18 protein-coding genes are annotated in these 19,073 nt (G+C 63.9%); 12 read left to right on the forward strand and 6 right to left on the reverse strand.

The window, feature by feature from the left end; genetic code table 11:
* Positions 1-16: 16 nt before the first annotated feature.
* Complete coding sequence (locus tag WN73_RS03125) at positions 17-1,549, reverse strand: SUMF1/EgtB/PvdO family nonheme iron enzyme (protein WP_060908687.1); 1,533 nt, start codon at positions 1,547-1,549, stop codon at positions 17-19.
* A gap of 393 nt (positions 1,550-1,942) precedes the next feature.
* Positions 1,943-2,512: an STM3941 family protein gene (locus tag WN73_RS03130; RefSeq protein WP_028174552.1), complete on the reverse strand. Its 570-nt coding sequence runs from the start codon at positions 2,510-2,512 to the stop codon at positions 1,943-1,945.
* 207 nt (positions 2,513-2,719) lie between these two features.
* On the opposite strand from WN73_RS03130, the gene WN73_RS03135 reads away from it, so the two are divergent.
* From WN73_RS03135 to WN73_RS03160, 6 genes are all read left to right on the forward strand, one after another.
* Positions 2,720-3,343, forward strand: coding sequence for a hypothetical protein (locus WN73_RS03135; protein WP_271551398.1), 624 nt, complete (start codon positions 2,720-2,722; stop codon positions 3,341-3,343).
* Positions 3,344-3,384: 41 nt separating this feature from the next.
* The gene (locus tag WN73_RS03140) at positions 3,385-3,834 is read left to right on the forward strand and encodes a DsrE family protein (protein ID WP_028174550.1); all 450 of its coding nucleotides are present in this window, start codon (positions 3,385-3,387) and stop codon (positions 3,832-3,834) included.
* 100 nt (positions 3,835-3,934) lie between these two features.
* Positions 3,935-4,258 carry an ArsR/SmtB family transcription factor gene (locus tag WN73_RS03145; protein WP_271551399.1) on the forward strand — a complete coding sequence of 108 codons (324 nt, stop codon included), beginning with the start codon at positions 3,935-3,937 and terminating at the stop codon, positions 4,256-4,258.
* Positions 4,255-4,686, forward strand: a complete 432-nt coding sequence (locus tag WN73_RS03150; RefSeq protein WP_011089490.1) for an SRPBCC family protein — start codon at positions 4,255-4,257, stop codon at positions 4,684-4,686. Before WN73_RS03145 ends, WN73_RS03150 begins: the two co-directional genes overlap by 4 nt.
* A 44-nt stretch (positions 4,687-4,730) precedes the next feature.
* Positions 4,731-4,943 carry a hypothetical protein gene (locus tag WN73_RS03155; protein ID WP_082755416.1) on the forward strand — a complete coding sequence of 71 codons (213 nt, stop codon included), beginning with the start codon at positions 4,731-4,733 and terminating at the stop codon, positions 4,941-4,943.
* The gene (locus WN73_RS03160; RefSeq protein ID WP_271551400.1) at positions 4,940-5,383 is read left to right on the forward strand and encodes a DUF1801 domain-containing protein; all 444 of its coding nucleotides are present in this window, start codon (positions 4,940-4,942) and stop codon (positions 5,381-5,383) included. The genes WN73_RS03155 and WN73_RS03160 overlap by 4 nt, the downstream gene beginning before the upstream one ends.
* Positions 5,384-5,520: 137 nt before the next feature.
* On the opposite strand, the gene WN73_RS03165 is transcribed toward WN73_RS03160, so the two are convergent.
* The 4 genes from WN73_RS03165 to WN73_RS03180 form a co-directional block, all read right to left on the reverse strand.
* Positions 5,521-7,059: a SpoVR family protein gene (locus WN73_RS03165; RefSeq protein ID WP_011089493.1), complete on the reverse strand. Its 1,539-nt coding sequence runs from the start codon at positions 7,057-7,059 to the stop codon at positions 5,521-5,523.
* Positions 7,056-8,333: a YeaH/YhbH family protein gene (locus WN73_RS03170; protein WP_028174548.1), complete on the reverse strand. Its 1,278-nt coding sequence runs from the start codon at positions 8,331-8,333 to the stop codon at positions 7,056-7,058. The genes WN73_RS03165 and WN73_RS03170 overlap by 4 nt, the downstream gene beginning before the upstream one ends.
* A gap of 19 nt (positions 8,334-8,352) precedes the next feature.
* A complete protein-coding gene (locus WN73_RS03175) occupies positions 8,353-10,296 on the reverse strand; it encodes a PrkA family serine protein kinase (protein WP_011089495.1) in 1,944 nt (647 codons plus the stop codon).
* Between the two features lie 298 nt (positions 10,297-10,594).
* A complete protein-coding gene (locus tag WN73_RS03180) occupies positions 10,595-11,278 on the reverse strand; it encodes an STM3941 family protein (RefSeq protein WP_028174547.1) in 684 nt (227 codons plus the stop codon).
* A gap of 290 nt (positions 11,279-11,568) precedes the next feature.
* Here WN73_RS03180 and WN73_RS03185 point away from each other — a divergent pair, with 290 nt between their 5' ends.
* From WN73_RS03185 to WN73_RS03210, 6 genes are read left to right on the forward strand one after another with little or no spacing between them, the layout of a single operon-like run.
* A complete protein-coding gene (locus WN73_RS03185) occupies positions 11,569-14,418 on the forward strand; it encodes a bifunctional transaldolase/phosoglucose isomerase (RefSeq protein WP_271551401.1) in 2,850 nt (949 codons plus the stop codon).
* A gap of 13 nt (positions 14,419-14,431) precedes the next feature.
* Positions 14,432-15,430, forward strand: a complete 999-nt coding sequence (gene gnd / locus WN73_RS03190; RefSeq protein ID WP_011089498.1) for a phosphogluconate dehydrogenase (NAD(+)-dependent, decarboxylating) — start codon at positions 14,432-14,434, stop codon at positions 15,428-15,430.
* Positions 15,431-15,470: 40 nt separating this feature from the next.
* On the forward strand, positions 15,471-16,982 hold the full coding sequence (gene zwf / locus WN73_RS03195; RefSeq protein WP_011089499.1) for a glucose-6-phosphate dehydrogenase: 1,512 nt from the start codon (positions 15,471-15,473) through the stop codon (positions 16,980-16,982).
* Positions 16,982-17,731, forward strand: a complete 750-nt coding sequence (pgl, locus tag WN73_RS03200) for a 6-phosphogluconolactonase (RefSeq protein WP_271551625.1) — start codon at positions 16,982-16,984, stop codon at positions 17,729-17,731. Before zwf ends, pgl begins: the two co-directional genes overlap by 1 nt.
* Positions 17,718-18,260 carry a gluconokinase gene (locus WN73_RS03205; RefSeq protein ID WP_011089501.1) on the forward strand — a complete coding sequence of 181 codons (543 nt, stop codon included), beginning with the start codon at positions 17,718-17,720 and terminating at the stop codon, positions 18,258-18,260. Before pgl ends, WN73_RS03205 begins: the two co-directional genes overlap by 14 nt.
* Positions 18,257-19,069: an HAD family hydrolase gene (locus tag WN73_RS03210; protein ID WP_271551402.1), complete on the forward strand. Its 813-nt coding sequence runs from the start codon at positions 18,257-18,259 to the stop codon at positions 19,067-19,069. The genes WN73_RS03205 and WN73_RS03210 overlap by 4 nt, the downstream gene beginning before the upstream one ends.
* Positions 19,070-19,073 lie beyond the last annotated feature (4 nt).

Raw genomic sequence — 19,073 nt, forward strand, 5'->3', positions numbered from 1 at the left:
GGATCTACTCCTGCACTCAAGGACCGAGCGCGACGCGGAATCCATGCGTCGGGTAACGAACATTGGTATCGTAGCCGTCGCGGTTGGACGGCCGCACGTATCTCGAATCGTTCTTCCAGGAGCCCGAGCGCAGGACGTGCGAACTGCAGTCCCCACCGCTCCATGCCGAACCGTCATTGGGCGCGCCTTGATAAGTCCTGTGCCAGCAATCGGCGACCCATTGATCGACGCCGCCGCCCATATCGTAGAGTCCAAATGGATTGGGTTTGAAGCTGCCGACCTTCGCCGGCTGCTCGCCGGCTGCGTCACCGCAATCCTTGCACCCGGCCATGCCCGGCTGGAGCTTGTCGCCCCACCAATATTTGCTCTGCGTTCCGCCGCGCGCCGCATATTCCCATTCCGCTTCGCTCGGAAGCCGGTACGGCTTCTTCGTCGCCTGCGCGAGCCAGGCCGCATATTGCTGGGCATCGGTCCAGCTTACATTCGTGACGGGGGCGTCGTCCTTCCCGATCGCCGTAAAGCCACACGCCTTTGCGGCGGCGCATTCATTCCACTCCCGCACCGTCACAGGGTATTTGCCGATCGAGAATGGCTTGATCGCGACCTGGTGAACAGGGCGTTCGGTCGGATCGTCGTTGCTTCCCATCGTGAAGCTACCGCCGCGAATGGCGGTCATGTCCGGCTCGCTGGCGGGCGTCGGCGATTGGCTGGGCGTCGGCGTCGGTGCCGGCGGCGCAGGTGAAGCCAACGAGGGCGACGGTTGCGGCGTCGGCACGGCCGATTCGCGCGCCGGAGGCTGCTGGACAGGAGATGCGACCGGAGAGGCAGTCGGCGTGGCGGCCTGCTCGCTTCCCTTGCCGGGCGGCTGCGCCAGAAGATACCAGAGCACGCCGGCTGCGCTGACCAGCAACGTCAAGCTGAGGAGAAAGATCAAGGTATTCTCGCGCCGGCCTCGCGTCCCGCCGACGGCATCTGCGTCGGGCAGGACGCGATAGATGCGTACGGGGTCGGTGATGTTCTTCACCTTGCGGTCGCCAAGGGCCTCGTAGCCGCACACCACCTTGTGCTTGATCTGCTCGTAGATCGCGCCCGAGATGTAGACCTGACCGGGCTCGGCAATGCCCTCGATACGCGTGGCGATGTTGACGCCATCGCCGTAAACGTCGTCCGGCTCGATGATGACATCGCCGAGATTGACGCCAATTCGGTACTCGATCCGGGAGTGCTTCGGAAGCGAGGCATTGCGGCCGATGAGATTCTGCTGGATGACGATGCTGCAGCGAACGGCCTCAACAGGGCTATCGAAGATAGCGATGAAGCCGTCGCCCGTCGTCTTCACCAGGCTTCCATGGTGCTCGACGATACTGGGCTCGATGAGGTCCCGCTCAATCCGCTTGACGCGGACATGCGTGCCTTCCTCGTCGGCCTGCATCAAGCGGCTGTAGGAAGCGATGTCACCGACAATGATTGCTGCGAGACGACGAGGCATGGCGCCGTGCGAAGGCGGCTCGTTCTGATTCCCGGATCTGAAGTTGCGAATTTCGCCCATTGCGCGGGGACTCCACAAACTTACAAAGGCCGCCCCACCCTACGATTTCGAGAAGCAATCGTCTGTGAAGGCTATCACATTGACAAACTGGGACAATGTCGAAGGACTCGCGACATCGAGTTCCAGGGAGCGAGGACCTTGAACCCTTCCGGTCCAACCAGCGACTAAAGCACCGCTCGGAACATCCATCTCATGTCGGTCCAGTGATGACGATCTCTGGGAGGAGCGAACGTGAACGCGCCGCGCTTACCCTGCGACTAACGGCCCGCCTGGGCTTCCGCTATCGCCATCGCAGCGGCGATTTCGACTCCAGCGGGTCGTGCGGCAGCCACGCGGTGCTTCTCACACAGGGCGACGAAGTCCGCCACTGGTTCAGCCAAGACACATCGGGCTTCAATGGACAGGTTCGGGCTCAGCTGCGGCGCGACCCGAATATGCCAACCGGCCGGCCGTCCAGTATTGCTTGCAGGTCTCGAACAGTGTTTCGCCGTCCATGGTCAGGCCACCCGTGACGAGCACACCGTCCGCGCCAATGGGCTTGTTCAGCAGCGACAAGACGCGCTTCAGAAAGCCGCCTTCGAACCGCCCGGCAAGAAGAGGATCGACCTGAAGAACGACGATCTTCTGGCTGCGATACCGAAAGATCGATATGTCCCTCACCGATCTCCACGAGATGGTGTCATCGGCGATCCTGGTGTCGCGAATGCCGATACGGGTGATGAAGAGGACCGGCTCCCTGGCGGAGATCAATGTCGAGAGCGTCTTGCAGGTGGTCAGGCCGAAAAACACGATGCCGAAATAGCTGAGCGCGATCTGGATCGTGGCGATGTCCTTGCCATAGTGCCAGCTGAATGCGAGCGCGCCGCACAGCAGCGTCGCCAGCAGGCTGGCTCCCAGCAACTTGAACAGCCGCGCAAGGGAATAGCCTATCGCAAGGTTGGGCAAGTTCTGACTTATGGACATTTTGACCGCCACCAGTCATCTGCAACAACCAGGGGCTTACCGACACCCCTCCTTCCAAATTGTTACAGCGGGAACCTTGCGCGAGGCTGCCCGCGAGGCGTGCGGCCAGGAACGCTTGAACGCAACGCTTTCCGTCCGCGACTAACGGCCAATCGGCCCTGACCGTCCCGCCGCGGGCCGTCAACGGCTCACGCGTTCGGTGCGACCATGAAGCTTGCCCTCCTCCTGCCGCTTGTCCTTGCCGCATTCACCGGCCTCGCCCACGCCGATGAGGCCGATAAAGTCCGGGAAACCACAAAGGCCGAAGCCGACGCCTTCACGGCCCGAATCTATGCGGGAGCGCCGGGTGACAAGGCCTATGCCTGCTTCGTCCGCCGCTACGATGCCGAGCATCTGGCGCGGCATCCCAAGCAGAAGGTCGCGTCGATGAAGCTGCTGATCTCCGCGGAAACCGACAAGGAGGACAAGCAACTCCACAATTCCTTCCGCCTGGGCTTCCGCTATCGCCATCGCAGCGGCGATTTCGACTCCAGCGGGTCGTGCGGCAGCCACGCGGTGCTTCTCACGGAGGGCGACGAAGTCCGCATGGGCTGCGGCGTCGACTGCGAAGGCGGCGGCATCGAAGTGGCGCTGTCCAAGGACAACAAGTCCGCCATCATTCGGCTCGAACAGGTCAGGGTCTGGCAGAACAACAAGCCGGATGACGAGGCCGAGCAATCGCTGGTCGCCGGCGCCGACGACAAGATTTTCCGCCTCGACCGCACCGACAACGGCGAGTGCGCCTCGCTGGTGACCGACCGCAAGGAACTCGCCGCGCTCCGCCACAAGTGATATGTGTCCGGCAAATTCGGGCGCAGCCGAGGGAGATCGCCATGAACCGCCGGAACATCCTGTGGAGCGCCGTTTCAGCGCTAGGTGCGGCGCTCGGCGCCTCCCGCGCACAGGCCGCGACCGAGGCTCCGCCGTCGAACAGGCTCAAGGTCGTCTATCACCTCAGCGACGCCGAGAAGGTCAATTTCGTGCTCGGCAACATCCAGAACCACATCGACGGCGTCGGCGGCCCCGAGCACGTCACGATCGCGCTGGTGATCCACGGGCCGGCGCTGAAGGCGTTTCACTCGGCGCAAGCCAACCCCGATGTCAGCAAGCGCGTCGGCGAGTTCTCCAAGGACGGCGTCGAGCTCGCGGCCTGCGGCAACACGATGAAGGCGCAGAACGTCACGCTGACGGATCTGCTGCCGGGCTTCGTCAGCGCGGAGAAAGGCGGCGTGGTCCGCCTGGCCGAGCTCCAGTCGCAGGGATATCTCTATCTGCGGCCCTGAGCGCGGATCTGAACGCGCCAAAACTGCTCGCATCGCGCTTGACTTACCCATAACCCTGCGGTTATGAATTAATCCATAACTTCCTGGTTATGGAATTCGCATGTCCGCCGCCCCCGACCTCCTGTTCAGGACGCTCGCCGATCCGACCCGGCGGGCGATCTTCGAGCGGTTGTGCCGCGAGGGCGAGCAGACGGTCGGGGCACTGACGGCACGGTCGGGCGTTTCCCAGCCGGCGGTCTCAAAACATCTCGGCGCGCTGAAGCAGGCCGGCCTCGTGCGCGATCGCCATGAAGGACGCCAGACCCATTACAGCGCCCAGCCCGGTGCGCTCAATCCGCTGCTCGACTGGACCAGCCAGATGGCCGGGTTCTGGCAGAACCGGCTCGACGCACTCGACGATCTCCTGAAGAGGATGGACCAATGACCGAAACCTCGAGCGAGACCCGCGCCGTCGTCATCGAGCGCGAATTTGCCTTTCCGGCCGAGCGGATCTGGCGCGCGCTGACACAGCCGCACCTGATCGAGGAATGGCTGATGAAGAACGACTTCAAGCCGTCAGTCGGCCATCGCTTCAATCTTCGCGGCGAATGGGGCGGCGTGCTGGACTGCGAGGTGCTCACCATCGAGCCGCAGAAGACGCTCGCCTACACCTGGAATTTCGCGCATGAGGACGCGGCGTTCGACTTGCGAAGCGTCGTCACCTTCACGCTGACACCGACGAATGCGGGCACGCATCTGCGCGTCGAGCAGGCGGGCTTCAGCCCGACGCAGAAGCAGGCCTATGGCGGCGCGCATGCCGGCTGGAAGCAGTTTCTCACCAAGCTGGACGAGCTGCTGGCGCGACCGGATTGAGCCGGCGGCGTACATCCATTCCGACCATTGCAAAGGAGGTCTCGTTGAACATTCGACAAATCCATCGCTGGCTGTCCATCGCCTTCACGATCGCCGTCATCGCGAACATCGTCGCGATGACCATGCAGATCCAGGCCGTGTGGATCGGTTTCCTGGCGCTCGTCCCGCTGATCCCGCTGCTCGCGACCGGGCTGTATCTGTTTGCGCTGCCCTATCTTGACCGGCGCAGCGGCGTGCAGCGCGAGGCGCGGTCATGAAGAAGGCCGCCACGATGAAGACAAGCAGCCCGAAGGACGCGGACGGAGCGTCGGCGTCCAAGTTGATCGACGGCAGGATCAAGGAGCTCGGCGACTGGCGCGGCGAGATGCTCGGGCGGATTCGCGCCCTGATCAAGGACGCCGACCCTGACGTGGTCGAGGAATGGAAGTGGCGCGGCGTTCCCGTGTGGGAGCACGACGGCATCATCTGCACCGGCGAAACCTACAAGGCCGTCGTGAAGCTGACCTTTGCAAAGGGTGCGGCGCTCGATGACCCGGCCGGCCTGTTCAATTCCAGCCTCGACGGCAATGTGCGGCGCGCGATCGATATTCGCGAAGGCGAGAAAATCAACGAGAAAGCGCTGAAGGCGCTGATCCGCGCAGCCGTGGCCCTGAACGCGTCCAAGGTGAAGAAGAAGCCAGCGAAGACGAAAGCGTGATGAGCTGAGGTCAAATCGAGTCTGGCCAGGGCAAGGCAACGCTCTCTCCGTTCCCTCCCCCACAAGGGGGGAGGGAACGCACCTTCGTCGGCGCACTAGTAGGGACTCATCGTCAAGCGCCAGAAGTTGCCGGCGCCTCAGGCCACCGCCGCCGGGATCGGGCGCGGGCTCACGACATATTCGCGCAGGACCTTGTCGTTGGCATCGACCTCGATCAGCGCGACGTCGTAGGTCCAGAGGTCCGCCAGATGCTGGAGCACCCGCTTGGCGTCGGTCTCGTTGAGCTGTGCGCCCTTGATGACGTGGTGATGCAGGATCAGCCGGCGGTCGCCGGAGAGATCGACGTCGACCACTTCGATATTGGCGTCGATGTAGCCGACATCGTGCTGCCGCGCCAGCTCGCGCCGGACGCGGCGGAAGCCGCGCTCGTCGTGAATGGCATCGACGCGGATGCCGGCACGCTCCTCGGGGTCGTCGTGCAGATGGAACATGCGCAGCTGCCGCATCAGCTTCGGGCTCAGGAACTGGCCGATGAAGCTCTCGTCGCGGTAGTTGGCCCAGACGTCGCGCAGCACGCCCATCACGTCGTTCTTGCCGGCGATGTCAGGGAACCATTCGCGGTCCTCGTCCGACGGGCTGGTGACGATGCGCTCGATGTCCTGCATCATGGCGAAGCCGAGCGCGTAGGGATTGAAGCCGGAGAAGCGCGGATCGTCGAATTCGGGCTGGAACACCACATTGGTGTGCGATCCCAGGAATTCGAGGAAGTTGCCGTCGGTGATGCGGCCCTGCTGGTGCAGCTTGGTCATGATGCGATAGTGGACGTAGGTCGCCGTCCCCTCGTTCATCACCTTGGTCTGGCTCTGCGGATAGAAATATTGCGCGATGTGGCGGACGATGCGCAGCAATTCGCGCTGCCAGGGCGCCAGCCGCGGCGCGCTCTTTTCCAGGAAGTAGAGCAGGTTCTCCTGCGGCAGGCCGAGCAGCTTGCGGCGCCGCTCGACGCTGAGCGCGGAACGGCTCTTGCTCTTCCCCGCCGGCACGGTGCGCCAGAGGTCGTTGAAGACCTCCTCCTCGTGCTGGCGGCGACGCCCTGCCCGCTTCTCCTCGGCGCGCAGGTCGAGCTTCTTCTTGCCCGGGTAGCGGTCGATGCCGTGCGACATCAGCGCGTGCGCGGCATCGAGCGTACGCTCGACCTCGGCGCGGCCGTAGCGCTCCTCGCACTGCATGACGTAGTTCTTGGCGAAATCGAGATAGTCCAGAATGCCGTCGGCGTCGGTCCACTGCTTGAACAGATAGTTGTTCTTGAAGAAGTGATTGTGGCCGAAGGCGGCGTGCGCGATCACCAGCGTCTGCATCGTCGCCGTGTTCTCCTCCATCAGATAGGAGATGCAGGGCGAGGAGTTGATCACGATCTCATAGGCGAGGCCCATCAGGCCCTTGCGGTAGGAGGCCTCGTGGTAGGCGAAGTGCTTGCCGAAGGACCAGTGCTTGTAGAACAGGGGCATGCCGACCGACGAGTAGGCATCCAGCATCTGCTCGGCGGTGATGACCTCGATCTGGTTCGGATAGACGTCGAGCCCGAGATCGTTCTTCGCCACCTCCTCACAGGCATCGGTGATGCGCTGCAAGGTGTGGAAGTCCCAATCCGCGCCTTCGAACAATCTTTCCGTCATGGAGCGGCTTTCTCCTGAGAGGTTTCGCGGCGCTGGAACAGGTCGTGGAACACCGGGAAGATCTCGCTGCGCTCGCTGACCTTGCGCATCGAGAGCGGTGCGCCGCTGTTGCGCAGGCGCTCATAGAGGGTCCAGAGCGAGGAGTCGGAGAGATCGAAGGCGCTGCCGCCGGACTCGCCGACCTCGAGATAGGCAAAGAACTGGCAGACCGGCAGGATCTTGTCGGTCAGCAGAAGCCCAGTGAGCTCGCCGTCGGAATAGGAGTTGTCGCCGTCGGAGGCCTGCGCTGCGTAGATATTCCAGTCCGACGGATTGAAGCGCTCGCGCACGATGTCGTGCATCGCCTGGAGCGCGCTGGAGACCAGCGTGCCGCCGGAGGCCGGGCCGTAGAAGAAGGTCTGCTCGTCCACCTCCTCGGCGCGGTCGGTGTGGCGGATGAAGACGATCTCGACGTGCTTGTAGCGGCGCTTCAGGAACACGTAGAGCAGCATGTAGAAGCGTTTGGCGAGATCCTTCATGTGCTCGGACATCGAGCCGGAGACGTCCATCAGGCAGAACATCACGGCCTGCGCGACCGGCTTCGGCACCGTCTCGAAGCGGCGGTAGCGGATGTCGAGCGGATCGATGAACGGAATCCGCTTCGTCTTCGCCATCAGCTTTTCCAGCTCGGCGAGAAGCACCACACGCTCGTCCTCGTCGGTGCATGCGGCGATTGCGGCTTCGAGCTCTTCGATCTCGTCCTTGCGGGGACGCTTGAGCGCGATGCGGCGGGCGAGCGCGAGCTTCACCGTCCGGCTCACCGAGATGTTGGCGGGCGAGCCCGACGTGGTGTAGCCGGCGCGCTGGATGCCCTCGCTCTCGGTCTGCGCGATCTTGCGCTTGGCAAGATCCGGCAGCTCGAGGTCGTCGAGGAAGAGATCGACGAATTCGTCGCGGCTCAGCACGAAGCGGAAGGCGTCCTCGCTGTCGCCTTCGCCGGGACCGGAATCCTTGGCGCTGCCCTGGCCGGAACGCTGCAGATAGTCGCCCTCGACGAACTTCTTGTTTCCGGGCAACACCATGTCGCGCGTTCCGCCTTCGCGGCGGAAACGCGGCTCATGCATCCCGTCGAGCGGGATCGTGACCTCACCACCCTCCAGGACGTCCTTGATGTCGCGTTCCTGCGAGGTCTTCTTGACGGCGCCCTGCACCAGGGATTTGGCCCGACGCAAGAACCGCTGGCGGTTCTCAAGACTCTTGCCGCCTGGATTCAGGCGCCTGTCAATAATGTGAATGGGCACTTTTCCATCCGCCTCAACCGGCCTGCTTCACACGCATATACCATTCGACGAGCCGGCGAACCTGACGCTCGGTGTAGCCGCGCTCCACCATGCGTGCGACGAACTCGCCGTGCTTCTTCTCCGTCTCGCCGTCCTTCTTCGACCCGAAGGAGATGACCGGAAGCAGGTCCTCGACCTGGGAGAATATCCGCTTTTCGATCACGTCGCGAATCTTCTCGTAGGAGGTCCAGGTCGGATTCTTGCCGCCGTTCTGGGCCCGCGACCGTAACGAGAATTTGACCACCTCGTTGCGGAAGTCCTTGGGGTTGGCGATGCCCGCCGGCTTCTCGATTTTGGTCAGTTCCTGGTTCAACAATTCGCGATCCAGGAGCTGTCCCGTATCGGGATCCTTGAAGTCCTGGTCCTCGATCCAGGCATCGGCATAGTCGACGTAGCGATCGAACAGGTTCTGGCCGTAATCCGAGTAGGATTCGAGATAGGCTTTCTGGATCTCGTTTCCGATGAACTCGGCATAGCGCGGCGCGAGGTCCGCCTTGATGAATTCGAGGTACCGTTTCTCGACTTCCTCGGGCAGTTGCTCGCGCTTGATCGACTGCTCCAGCGCGTACATCAGATGCACGGCGTCGGCGGCGACCTCCTGCGGATCGTGGTTGAACGTCGCAGCCAGGATCTTGAAGGCAAAGCGCGTGGAGACGCCGTCCATGCCCTCGTCGACGCCGGCGGCATCGCGATATTCCTGGACGCTGCGCGCCTTCGGATCGGATTCCTTCAGGCTCTCGCCGTCGTAGACCCGCATCTTGCCAAACACGGTGGAATTCTCGTGCTTGCGCAGGCGCGACATCACCGAGAAACGCGCCATCGTCTCCAGCGTCGACGGCGCACACGGCGCCGACGCCAGCTCGGAGCCCTGGATCAGCTTCTCGTAGATCTTCTGCTCTTCCGTGACCCGCAGGACATAGGGCACCTTGATCACGCAGATGCGGTCGATGAAGGCTTCGTTGTTCTTGTTGGCCTTGAAGCTCGCCCACTCCGCCTCGTTGGAGTGCGCGAGGATGATGCCGGTGAACGGGATCGCACCGATGTTCTCGGTGCCGATGTAGTTGCCTTCCTGCGTCGCCGTGAGCAGCGGGTGCAGCATCTTGATCGGCGCCTTGAACATCTCGACGAATTCGAGGATACCCTGATTGGCGCGGTTGAGACCGCCGGAATAGCTGTAGGCGTCGGGGTCGTTCTGCGCGTAGGTCTCGAGCTTGCGGATATCGACCTTGCCGACCAGCGAGGAGATGTCCTGGTTGTTCTCGTCACCGGGCTCGGTCTTGGCAATCGCGATCTGGCGCAGCCGCGACGGCTGGATTTTTGCGACCCGGAACTGGGAAATGTCGCCGCCGAAGGCCTCAAGCCGCTTGTAGCACCACGGGCTCATCAATCCGGTGAGGCGCCGGCGCGGAATGCCGTATTTCTCCTCCAGCATCGGCCCGAGCTGATCGGGATCGAACAGGCTGAGCGGGCTCTCGAACACGGGCGAGAGTTCGTCGCCGGCCTTGAGCACGTAGATCGGATGCACTTCCATCAGCGACTTCAGCCGCTCGGCGAGCGAGGATTTGCCGCCGCCGACGGGGCCGAGCAGATAGAGGATCTGCTTGCGCTCCTCCAGGCCCTGCGCCGCGTGCCGGAAGAAACCAACGATGCGCTCGATGGTTTCTTCCATGCCGTAGAAGCCGGCGAAGGCCGGATAGGTACGGATGGTGCGGTTCAAAAAAATACGGCCAAGGCGTGGGTCCTTGGCCGTGTCAATCGTCTGGGGTTCACCGATCGCTGCTAGCAGTCGTTCGGCCGCGTTCGCGTATTTCATGGGATCGCTTCGACACGATTCCAGATATTCCGCCATCGACATGTCGTGCTGGCTTCTCGCCTCGAACGACCGAGCGAAAGCGTTGAATAGAGAATCGTTGTACATGATCCCTCTCCGCGTGAGTTCCGCTACAAGCTGAAACGAAAGCAGTTACCGGACCGTTCCTCAGGCCGTTTCGAATCAGCGTGAGCACATGACGATCATTGGACACCCGGGGGCCGACTCGACGCAACGCACAACGTAGGCAACCAGGTGAGTTACGAACAGGCACCTGCCTGTTATTTATGCGAATCTATGTATATCTTCGCTCATTTCCAGCAAATGTCACTCGGCCGCAACATCCGGGCGTTACCGGGGATCAGCCTATCCGGCGGTGCAGCATAGCCGTCAGCCGGCGGCAGCTTTATGACGCTTGTGCGGCCAAGCCTTGTGAGACCGGACCCGAGCCTTCCGCGCCTTGATCGCGGTCCCGCCGCAATGCGGTGCGTGAATCGCTGGCGGCGTGACAGTCGCGGCAGGCGCGCAGCAATGTGTCAAAATCGGTCGCCAGTCCGTCGGGGCGTATGATGATGCGATCGTCCTGCACGCCGCGCGACGTCGACCGGATGTTGGCGCGGATACAGGAGAGCTGCCGCTGCAAGCCCGGCGTCGGCGTCAGCACGATCGCCTTGCGGCCGCGCCGCTCCTCGGTCGAAACCTCCGCAATCGACTCCCACAGCAGAAATTCATTGCCGATGCGGAGATCGCGGATGCCATAGGGGGTGACGATCACCACCGGCCCGCGTTCGGCGGGGAGCATCCAGATCAGCCGGCTGGTGACCAGGCCGAACACCGCGACGCCGGCATAGCCGACCGTCGTGTCGTAGTCGCCGAGGCCGTCCCACCAGTCGACGGCAAGGCCGGCGCTGAGCAGGGTCATCGCAAAGCCCGCCGCGACCAGCAGCCGCAGATACGTCGTGCATGGGTTGATTTCGAGATCGTGGGCCGCGTCGATACCTACGGCCGGCACGACTGATTGCGATCCGTCGGTGACGGCGAGCGGTGGGCCGTCAGGATGTGCGTGCATGCCTTCCCCCAGCATGGCCATTCGCGACCGGGCGATGAAGCATCAGGCGGATCGGAATCCGCCGATGCACTCTGTGCAGCGGCCGGCAGACGTTACGCAACGAGACCTCGACCGAACCTCCCCGGCCAGCGACTTTTTACGCAACACGACCACAACCGCCTGGATCGCCATGATCGCGACGGAGTTACACTGGAGGGTATGACGCCTATTCCCTTGATTGGTTCCCTCCCGGGAGCATGTAAGCTAGAGGATAGCGCGTCAGGACCGGCGCGGAAACCCCTCGCCCGCAGGCTTGGAGATAAATAAGTATCATGAATCCCGTCAAAGAACTGGAAAAGCACGGACAAGCCGTCTGGCTGGACTTCCTGGCCCGTGGCTTCATCGCCAAGGGCGACCTCAAGCGGCTGATCGACACCGACGGCGTCAAGGGCGTCACCTCCAATCCGTCGATCTTCGAGAAGGCGATCGGCAGTTCGGACGAGTACGACGCCCCGATCGGCAAGGCGCTGAAGCGCGGCGACCGGAGCGTGGCCGACCTGTTCGAAGCCGTCGCGGTCGAGGACATCCAGAACGCCGCCGACGTGCTCCGCCCGGTCTATGACCGCCTCAAGGGGGGCGACGGCTATGTCAGCCTGGAGGTCTCGCCCTATCTTGCGATGGACACCGCCGGGACGGTCGCCGAGGCACGGCGGCTCTGGAAGGACGTCAACCGCAAGAACCTGATGGTTAAGGTGCCGGCGACGCCGGAAGGCCTGCCGGCGATCGAGACGCTCATCGGCGAGGGCATCAGCATCAACATCACGCTGCTGTTCTCCAGGGACGTCTACCTCCAGGTCGCGGAGGCCTATCTCGCCGGCCTCGATAAATACGTCGCAGGCGGCGGCGATCCGTCGCATGTCGCGAGCGTCGCGAGCTTCTTCGTCAGCCGGATCGACTCGGTGGTCGACAAGCAGCTCGACGAGAAGATCGCGCGCGCCAACGACCCCAGCGAGAAGGAACGGCTGGCCGCGCTGAAGGGCAAGGTCGCCATCGCCAACGCCAAGGTCGCCTACCAGGATTACAAGCGCCTGTTCTCCGGTTCCCGCTGGGAGAGGCTCGCCGCCAGGGGCGCCAAGCCGCAGCGCATGCTGTGGGCCTCGACCGGCACCAAGAACAAGGATTACAGCGACGTCCTCTATGTCGAGGAGCTGATCGGCCCCGACACCATCAACACCGTGCCGCCGGCGACGCTGGATGCGTTCCGCGACCACGGCCAGCCGCGCGACAGCCTGGAAGAGAACATCGACGACGCAAGGCGCGTGCTGGAGGAGCTGGAGCGCTCCGGCGTCTCGCTCGACGCGATCACCGAAGAGCTGGTCAAGGACGGCGTCAAGCTGTTCGTCGACGCCGCCGACAAGCTCTACGGCGCCGTTGCGCACAAGCGCGCCACCGTGCTCGGGCCCGCGCTCGACCGCCAGCAGTTGTCGCTCGGCGACGGGCTCGGCAAGGCGGTGGCGAAGAGCACCGAGGAATGGCGCGCGTCGGCCAAGATCCGCAGGCTATGGCAGCGTGACAAATCGGTCTGGACCGGGGCCGACGAGGACAAATGGCTCGGCTGGCTCGACAGCGCCGCCAAGGCCGACGTCGCCGACTACGAGGACTATGCGAGCCGCGTGAAGGGCCAGAAATTCTCCGATGCGGTCGTGCTCGGCATGGGCGGATCGAGCCTCGGGCCCGAGGTGCTGGCCGAGACCTTTGCGCGAAAGTCAGGCTTTCCGAAGCTGCATGTGCTCGATTCCACCGATCCCGCCCAGGTGCGGGCGATGGAAGCGAAGATCGACATCGCCAACACCGTGTTCATCGTATCCAGCAAGTCGGGCGGCACCACCGAGCCGAACGCGATGAAGGACTATTTCCACGACCGCGTCGCGCAGGCGGTCGGCCCCAAGGTGAAGACCGGCCACCGCTTCATCGCGGTGACCGATCCCGGCTCGTCGCTGGAGAAATCGGCCAAGACGCTGAACTACGCCCGCATCTTCCACGGCGAGCCCTCGATCGGCGGCCGCTATTCGGTGCTCTCGCCGTTCGGCCTCGTGCCGGCGGCGACCGCGGGCATCGACGTCAAGACCTTCGTCAAGCATGCGCTCGCGATGGCCCGCTCCTGCGGACCGGACGTGCCGCCAAGCGAGAATCCCGGCGTGCAGCTCGGCCTTGCCATGGGCCTCGCCGGCCTCGAAGGCCGTGACAAGGTGACGATCCTGTCGTCGAAGAAGATCACCGATTTCGGCGCCTGGGCCGAGCAGCTGATCGCGGAATCGACCGGCAAGGAGGGCAAGGGCCTGATCCCGATCGACGGCGAGCCGCTGGGCGAAGCCGCAGCTTACGGCAACGACCGCTTCTTCATCGACATCCGTACCGAGGGCGAGGCGGACGCCGCCCATGACTCGAAGCTTGCCGCGATCGAAGCGGCCGGCCATCCCGTTGTGCGCATCGTCATGAAGTCGATCGACCATCTCGGTCAGGAGTTCTTCCGCTTCGAGATGGCCACGGCGGTGGCAGGCAGCATCCTCGGCATCAACCCGTTCGACCAGCCGGACGTGGAAGCGGCCAAGATCAAGACCCGCGAGCTCACCGCGTCGTTCGAGAAGACCGGCGCGCTGCCGGCGGAGCAGCCGGTGGTCAGCACCGACGAGGCCGATCTCTATACCGACGAGGCCAACGCCACGGCACTGCGCGCCGCCGGCGCCAACGGCGACCTCACTTCCTGGCTGAAGGCGCATCTCTCGCGCTCGGGCCATGGCGATTATGTCGCCCTGCTTGGCTACATCGCGCGCGACAAGGCCACCATCGACGCGCTTCAGGCGATGCGGCTCGAGGTGCGCGAGAAGCGCCATGTCGCGACCTGCGCCGAGTTCGGACCGCGCTTCCTGCACTCGACGGGACAGGCCTACAAGGGCGGGCCCGACAGCGGCGTGTTCCTCCAGATCACCGCTGACGACGCCAAGGACCTGGCCGTGCCGGGCCAGAAGGCCAGCTTCGGCGTGATCAAGGCGGCGCAGGCGCGCGGCGATTTCGATGTGCTCACCGAGCGCGGGCGGCGCGCATTGCGCGTCCACCTGAAGGGCGGACTCAAGAAGGGTCTCGCGGCGCTCAACGCGGCGCTTAACGACGCGCTGAATTAAGGGAATCTCTCAGATGCAACTCGGCATGATCGGCCTCGGCCGGATGGGCGGCAACATCGTTCGCCGGCTGATGCGCCACGGCCATTCGACCGTGGTCTATGACAAGGACGCCAAGGCCGTCGCCGGCCTTGCCGCAGACGGCGCGGTAGGCTCGGCGACGCTGGAGGAGTTCGTCGCAAAGCTGGAGCGGCCGCGAACGGCCTGGGTGATGCTGCCTGCGGGGCGCATCACCGAGACGACGATCGACACGATCGCGGGCGTGATGCAGGAAGGCGACGTCATCATCGACGGCGGCAACACCTTCTGGCAGGACGACGTCCGCCGCGGCAAGGCGCTGAAGGCACGCGGCATCCACTATGTCGACGTTGGCACCTCCGGCGGCGTCTGGGGTCTCGACCGCGGCTATTGCATGATGATCGGCGGCGAGAAACAGGTGGTGGACCGGCTCGATCCGATCTTCGCCGCGCTCGCGCCCGGCGCCGGCGACATTCCGCGCACGGAAGGACGTGAGGGGCGCGATCCCCGCATCGAGCAGGGCTATATCCACGCCGGCCCCGTCGGCGCCGGCCACTTCGTCAAGATGATCCACAACGGCATCGAATACGGCCTGATGCAGGCCTATGCCGAAGGGTTCGACATCCTCAAGAACGCCAACATCGATGCCTTGCCGGCGGACCATCGCTACGATTTCGATCTCGCCGACATCGCAGAAGTCTGGCGGCGCGGCAGCGTGATCCCGTCCTGGCTGCTCGATCTCACCTCGACGGCGCTCGCCGACAGCCCGGCATTGGCGGAATATTCCGGCTTCGTCGAAGATTCCGGCGAAGGCCGCTGGACCGTGAATGCGGCGATCGACGAGGCGGTGCCGGCCGAAGTCCTGACCGCGGCGCTCTACACACGTTTCCGTTCCCGCAAGGAACACACCTTCGCCGAAAAAATTCTCTCCGCGATGCGCGCGGGTTTCGGCGGCCACAAGGAGCCGAAGCAGCCGGGCGCTTCGAAGCCCAAATAAAAGGCGAAGTATCAAGTAACAGAGCGAAGGCCGATCATTCGTGACAAAAGACCCGCAAGCCAAGCGCAAGCCGGAAAATTGCGCCTTCGTCATCTTTGGCGTGACCGGAGACCTTACTCATCGCCTTGTGATGCCCTCGCTCTACAATCTCGCGGCCGAGCACCTGTTACCGGAAAAGTTCTGTGTCGTCGGCGTGGCCCGCAAGGGCCAATCGGATGACGAGCTGCGCAGCAGCCTGTTGAAGGGCCTGCGCCAGTTCGCGACGCGACCCGTGGACGACGATATCGCCCAGAAGCTGCTGCAATGCCTGACCTTCGTCGAGGCCGACCCGAAGGACTCGCCGTCCTTCGACCGCTTGCGCGAGCATCTGGATTCGCTGGAATGCGCGCAGGACACCGGCGGCAACCGGCTGTTCTATCTGGCAACGCCGCCCGCCGCGTTCGCGCCGACCGCGCGCGAGCTCGGCCGCACCGGCATGATGGAGGAGAACGGCGCCTGGCGACGCCTCGTGATCGAAAAGCCGTTCGGCACCGATCTCGCCTCGGCACGCGCGCTGAACGCCGAGCTCCTGAAGATCATGGACGAGCACCAGATCTACCGGATCGATCACTATCTCGGCAAGGAGACGGTGCAGAACATTTTGGTGCTGCGCTTTGCCAACGGCATGTTCGAGCCGATCTGGAATCGCAACCACATCGACCACATCCAGATCACGGTGGAAGAGAAGCTCGGCGTCGGCCATCGCGGCGGCTTCTACGACGCCACCGGCGCGCTGCGCGACATGGTACCGAACCATCTGTTCCAGCTGATGTCGCTGGTCGCGATGGAGCCCCCCGCCCGCTTCGACGCGCATTCCGTGCGCTCCGAGAAGGCCGACGTACTCACCTCGATCCAGCAGCCCAGCCGGGAAGAGGCGCTGAAGAATTCAGTGCGCGCGCAATATCTCGCCGGCCGCATCGGCGACGAGGAGATCACGGACTATCGCAAGACCGAGGACGTCAAGCCCGGCAGCACCACCGAGACCTTTGTCGCGCTCAAGCTGATGATCGACAATTGGCGCTGGGCCGGCGTCCCCTTCTACTTGCGCACCGGCAAGGCGCTGGGTCACAAGCGCACCGAAGTCGCGATCAAGTTCAAGCAGGCGCCGCTGTCGATGTTTTCGGGCACGGACGTCGACCGCCTGTCGCAGAACTTCCTTACCATCGGCATCGCGCCGACCGAGACCATCGAGCTTCAGTTCAACGCCAAGATTCCGGGCCCGAGCATCACCATCGACGGCGTCGAGATGAAGTTCCGCTATGGCGACTATTTCCGCGTCGATCCCTCGACCGGCTACGAGACGCTGATCTACGACTGCATGATCGGCGACAACATACTGTTCCAGCGCGCCGACGGCATCGAGGCCGGATGGCAGGCGGTGCAGCCGTTCCTGGACGCCTGGAAGAGCGAGGGCACCAACGGCATCGAGACCTATGAAGCCGGCAGCGACGGCCCCGCCTGCGCGGACGAGCTGCTCCGGCGCGACGGACGAAGCTGGCGGAAGTTTTCGTGATGGCGGCGGCCGGCAAGCCGAAGCTGATTGTCGCGGCCGACGCCGAGGCCCTTGCGCAGGCCGCGGCGGAACGGGTGATGGCGCGGATTGGCGCCAATCCGGGGCGTATCGCGATCTGCCTGACCGGCGGCTCGAGCCCGAAAAAGCTCTATCAACTGCTCGGCGGCGATTCCTGGCGTGGAAAAATCCCGTGGGATCGCGTGCACTGGTTCATCGGCGACGAGCGCTTCGTGGCTGAGAACGATCCCCTCAACAACATGGCGGTCGCGCGCGCGACCTTTCTCGACCGCAATGCGCCCTCCGGCCATGTCCACCCGATCCCGACCGCGACTGAGAACCCGGATCAAGGCGCCGCCGCCTATGCGCGCGAGCTGCAGGCCTTCTACGGTTCGGAAAGCCTCGATCCGGCCCGGCCACTGTTCGACCTGGTCTTGATGGGCGCCGGTCCGGACGGTCACACCGCCTCGCTGTTTCCCGGCTACCCCGAAATCGAGGAAATGCAGCGCTGGGTCGTCGGGGTGCCCAAGGCCAATGTGGCACCCTTCGTGCCGCGGGTCTCCCTCACCCTGCCCGTCCTTGCGTCCTGCCGCGAAATGCTGTTCGAGATTGCGGGACATGACAAGCAGCCGATCTTGACGCGCCTCCTCAATGGCGAGACTCTGCCGGCTGTACGCGCGCGCTCGAATGGTGAGACCGTCTGGCTGGTCGACCAGGCCGCGCTTCCGGAGGAAATTCGTGGGCCGCGTTGAAGCACCTTGTGCGTTGATCGTGATGGGCGTGTCGGGTTCGGGCAAGAGCACGGTTGCGGAGGCGCTGGGCGAGCGGCTCGGCTGGCGCTTCGAGGACGGCGACAGCTTTCATCCCGCCAGCAATGTCGAGAAGATGAAGGCCGGCCATCCCCTCACCGACGAGGACCGCTGGCCCTGGCTCAACGCCATCGCCGACGAGATCGAACGGGTTTGCAAGAGCGGCAAGCACGTCATCATCGCCTGCTCGGCGCTGAAGCACACCTATCGTGACGTACTGCTGCGGGGGCGCGACGACGTCCGCTTCGTCTTCCTGAAGGGCACGAAGGAGCTGATCGCCGAACGCCTCGCGCACCGCAAGGGCCACTTCATGCCGCCAGGGCTGCTGACGAGCCAGTTCAACACGCTGGAAGCCCCGGAGGCGAGCGAGCACGTCGTCACCGTCTCGATCGACGAAACCGTCGAGGCGATCGTGGACGGCGTCGTGCGGCAATTGAAACTGGGCGGCGCAATACCCAAGGTTCTGCCATGACGCCAATCTCACTCGTGGTCTCCGACGTCGACGGCACGCTGCTGACCAAGGACAAGACGCTGACGGAACGTGCGAGGTCCGCGGTGCAGCGGCTGCACCAGGCCGGCATCGGCTTCACCATCACCTCCAGCCGCCCCGCCATCGGCATGCGCTTCCTGATCGAGCCGCTGGCGCTGTGGCTGCCGGTCGGCCCGTTCAACGGCTCCTCGATCGTCGATCCCGAGATGAAGCCGGTCGAGCAGCACCTCATCCCCGCAGGCGCGGTCGAGCGGTCCTTGCAGATCCTCCGGGAGTTCCGCGCCGATATCTGGCTGTTCACCACCGACAAATGGCTGATCGACAACCCTGGCGGTAAATACGTCGCCCATGAGCAGCACACCATCCGCTCCGATCCGACCATCGTGACGGATTTCTCGCCTTACCTTGCCAGCGCCTGCAAGATCGTCGGCGCCAGCACCGACGCCGCCGGGCTCGAGCGTTGCGAGAAGGCGATGCAGGAGGCACTCGGCAGCGAGGCGACCGCGGTGCGCTCGCAGACCTATTATCTCGACATCACCCCGCCCGGCTTCAACAAGGGCACCTTCGTCGAGGCGATGGCCAAGCGCCTCGGCATCGCGACCGACGCGGTCGCCACCATCGGCGACATGCAGAACGACCTTGCGATGTTCCGCGTCAGCGGCACCTCGATCGCCATGGGCAATGCCACCGACGACGTCAAGGACCAGGCCACCCACGTCACCGCAACCAACGAGCAGGACGGTTTTGCGGAGGCAATGGAGATGATCTTGAAGCGGAACGGGGTCGGCTAAGTCA

Source organism: Bradyrhizobium sp. CCBAU 45394 (assembly GCF_028128655.1).
GTDB lineage: Bacteria > Pseudomonadota > Alphaproteobacteria > Rhizobiales > Xanthobacteraceae > Bradyrhizobium > Bradyrhizobium diazoefficiens.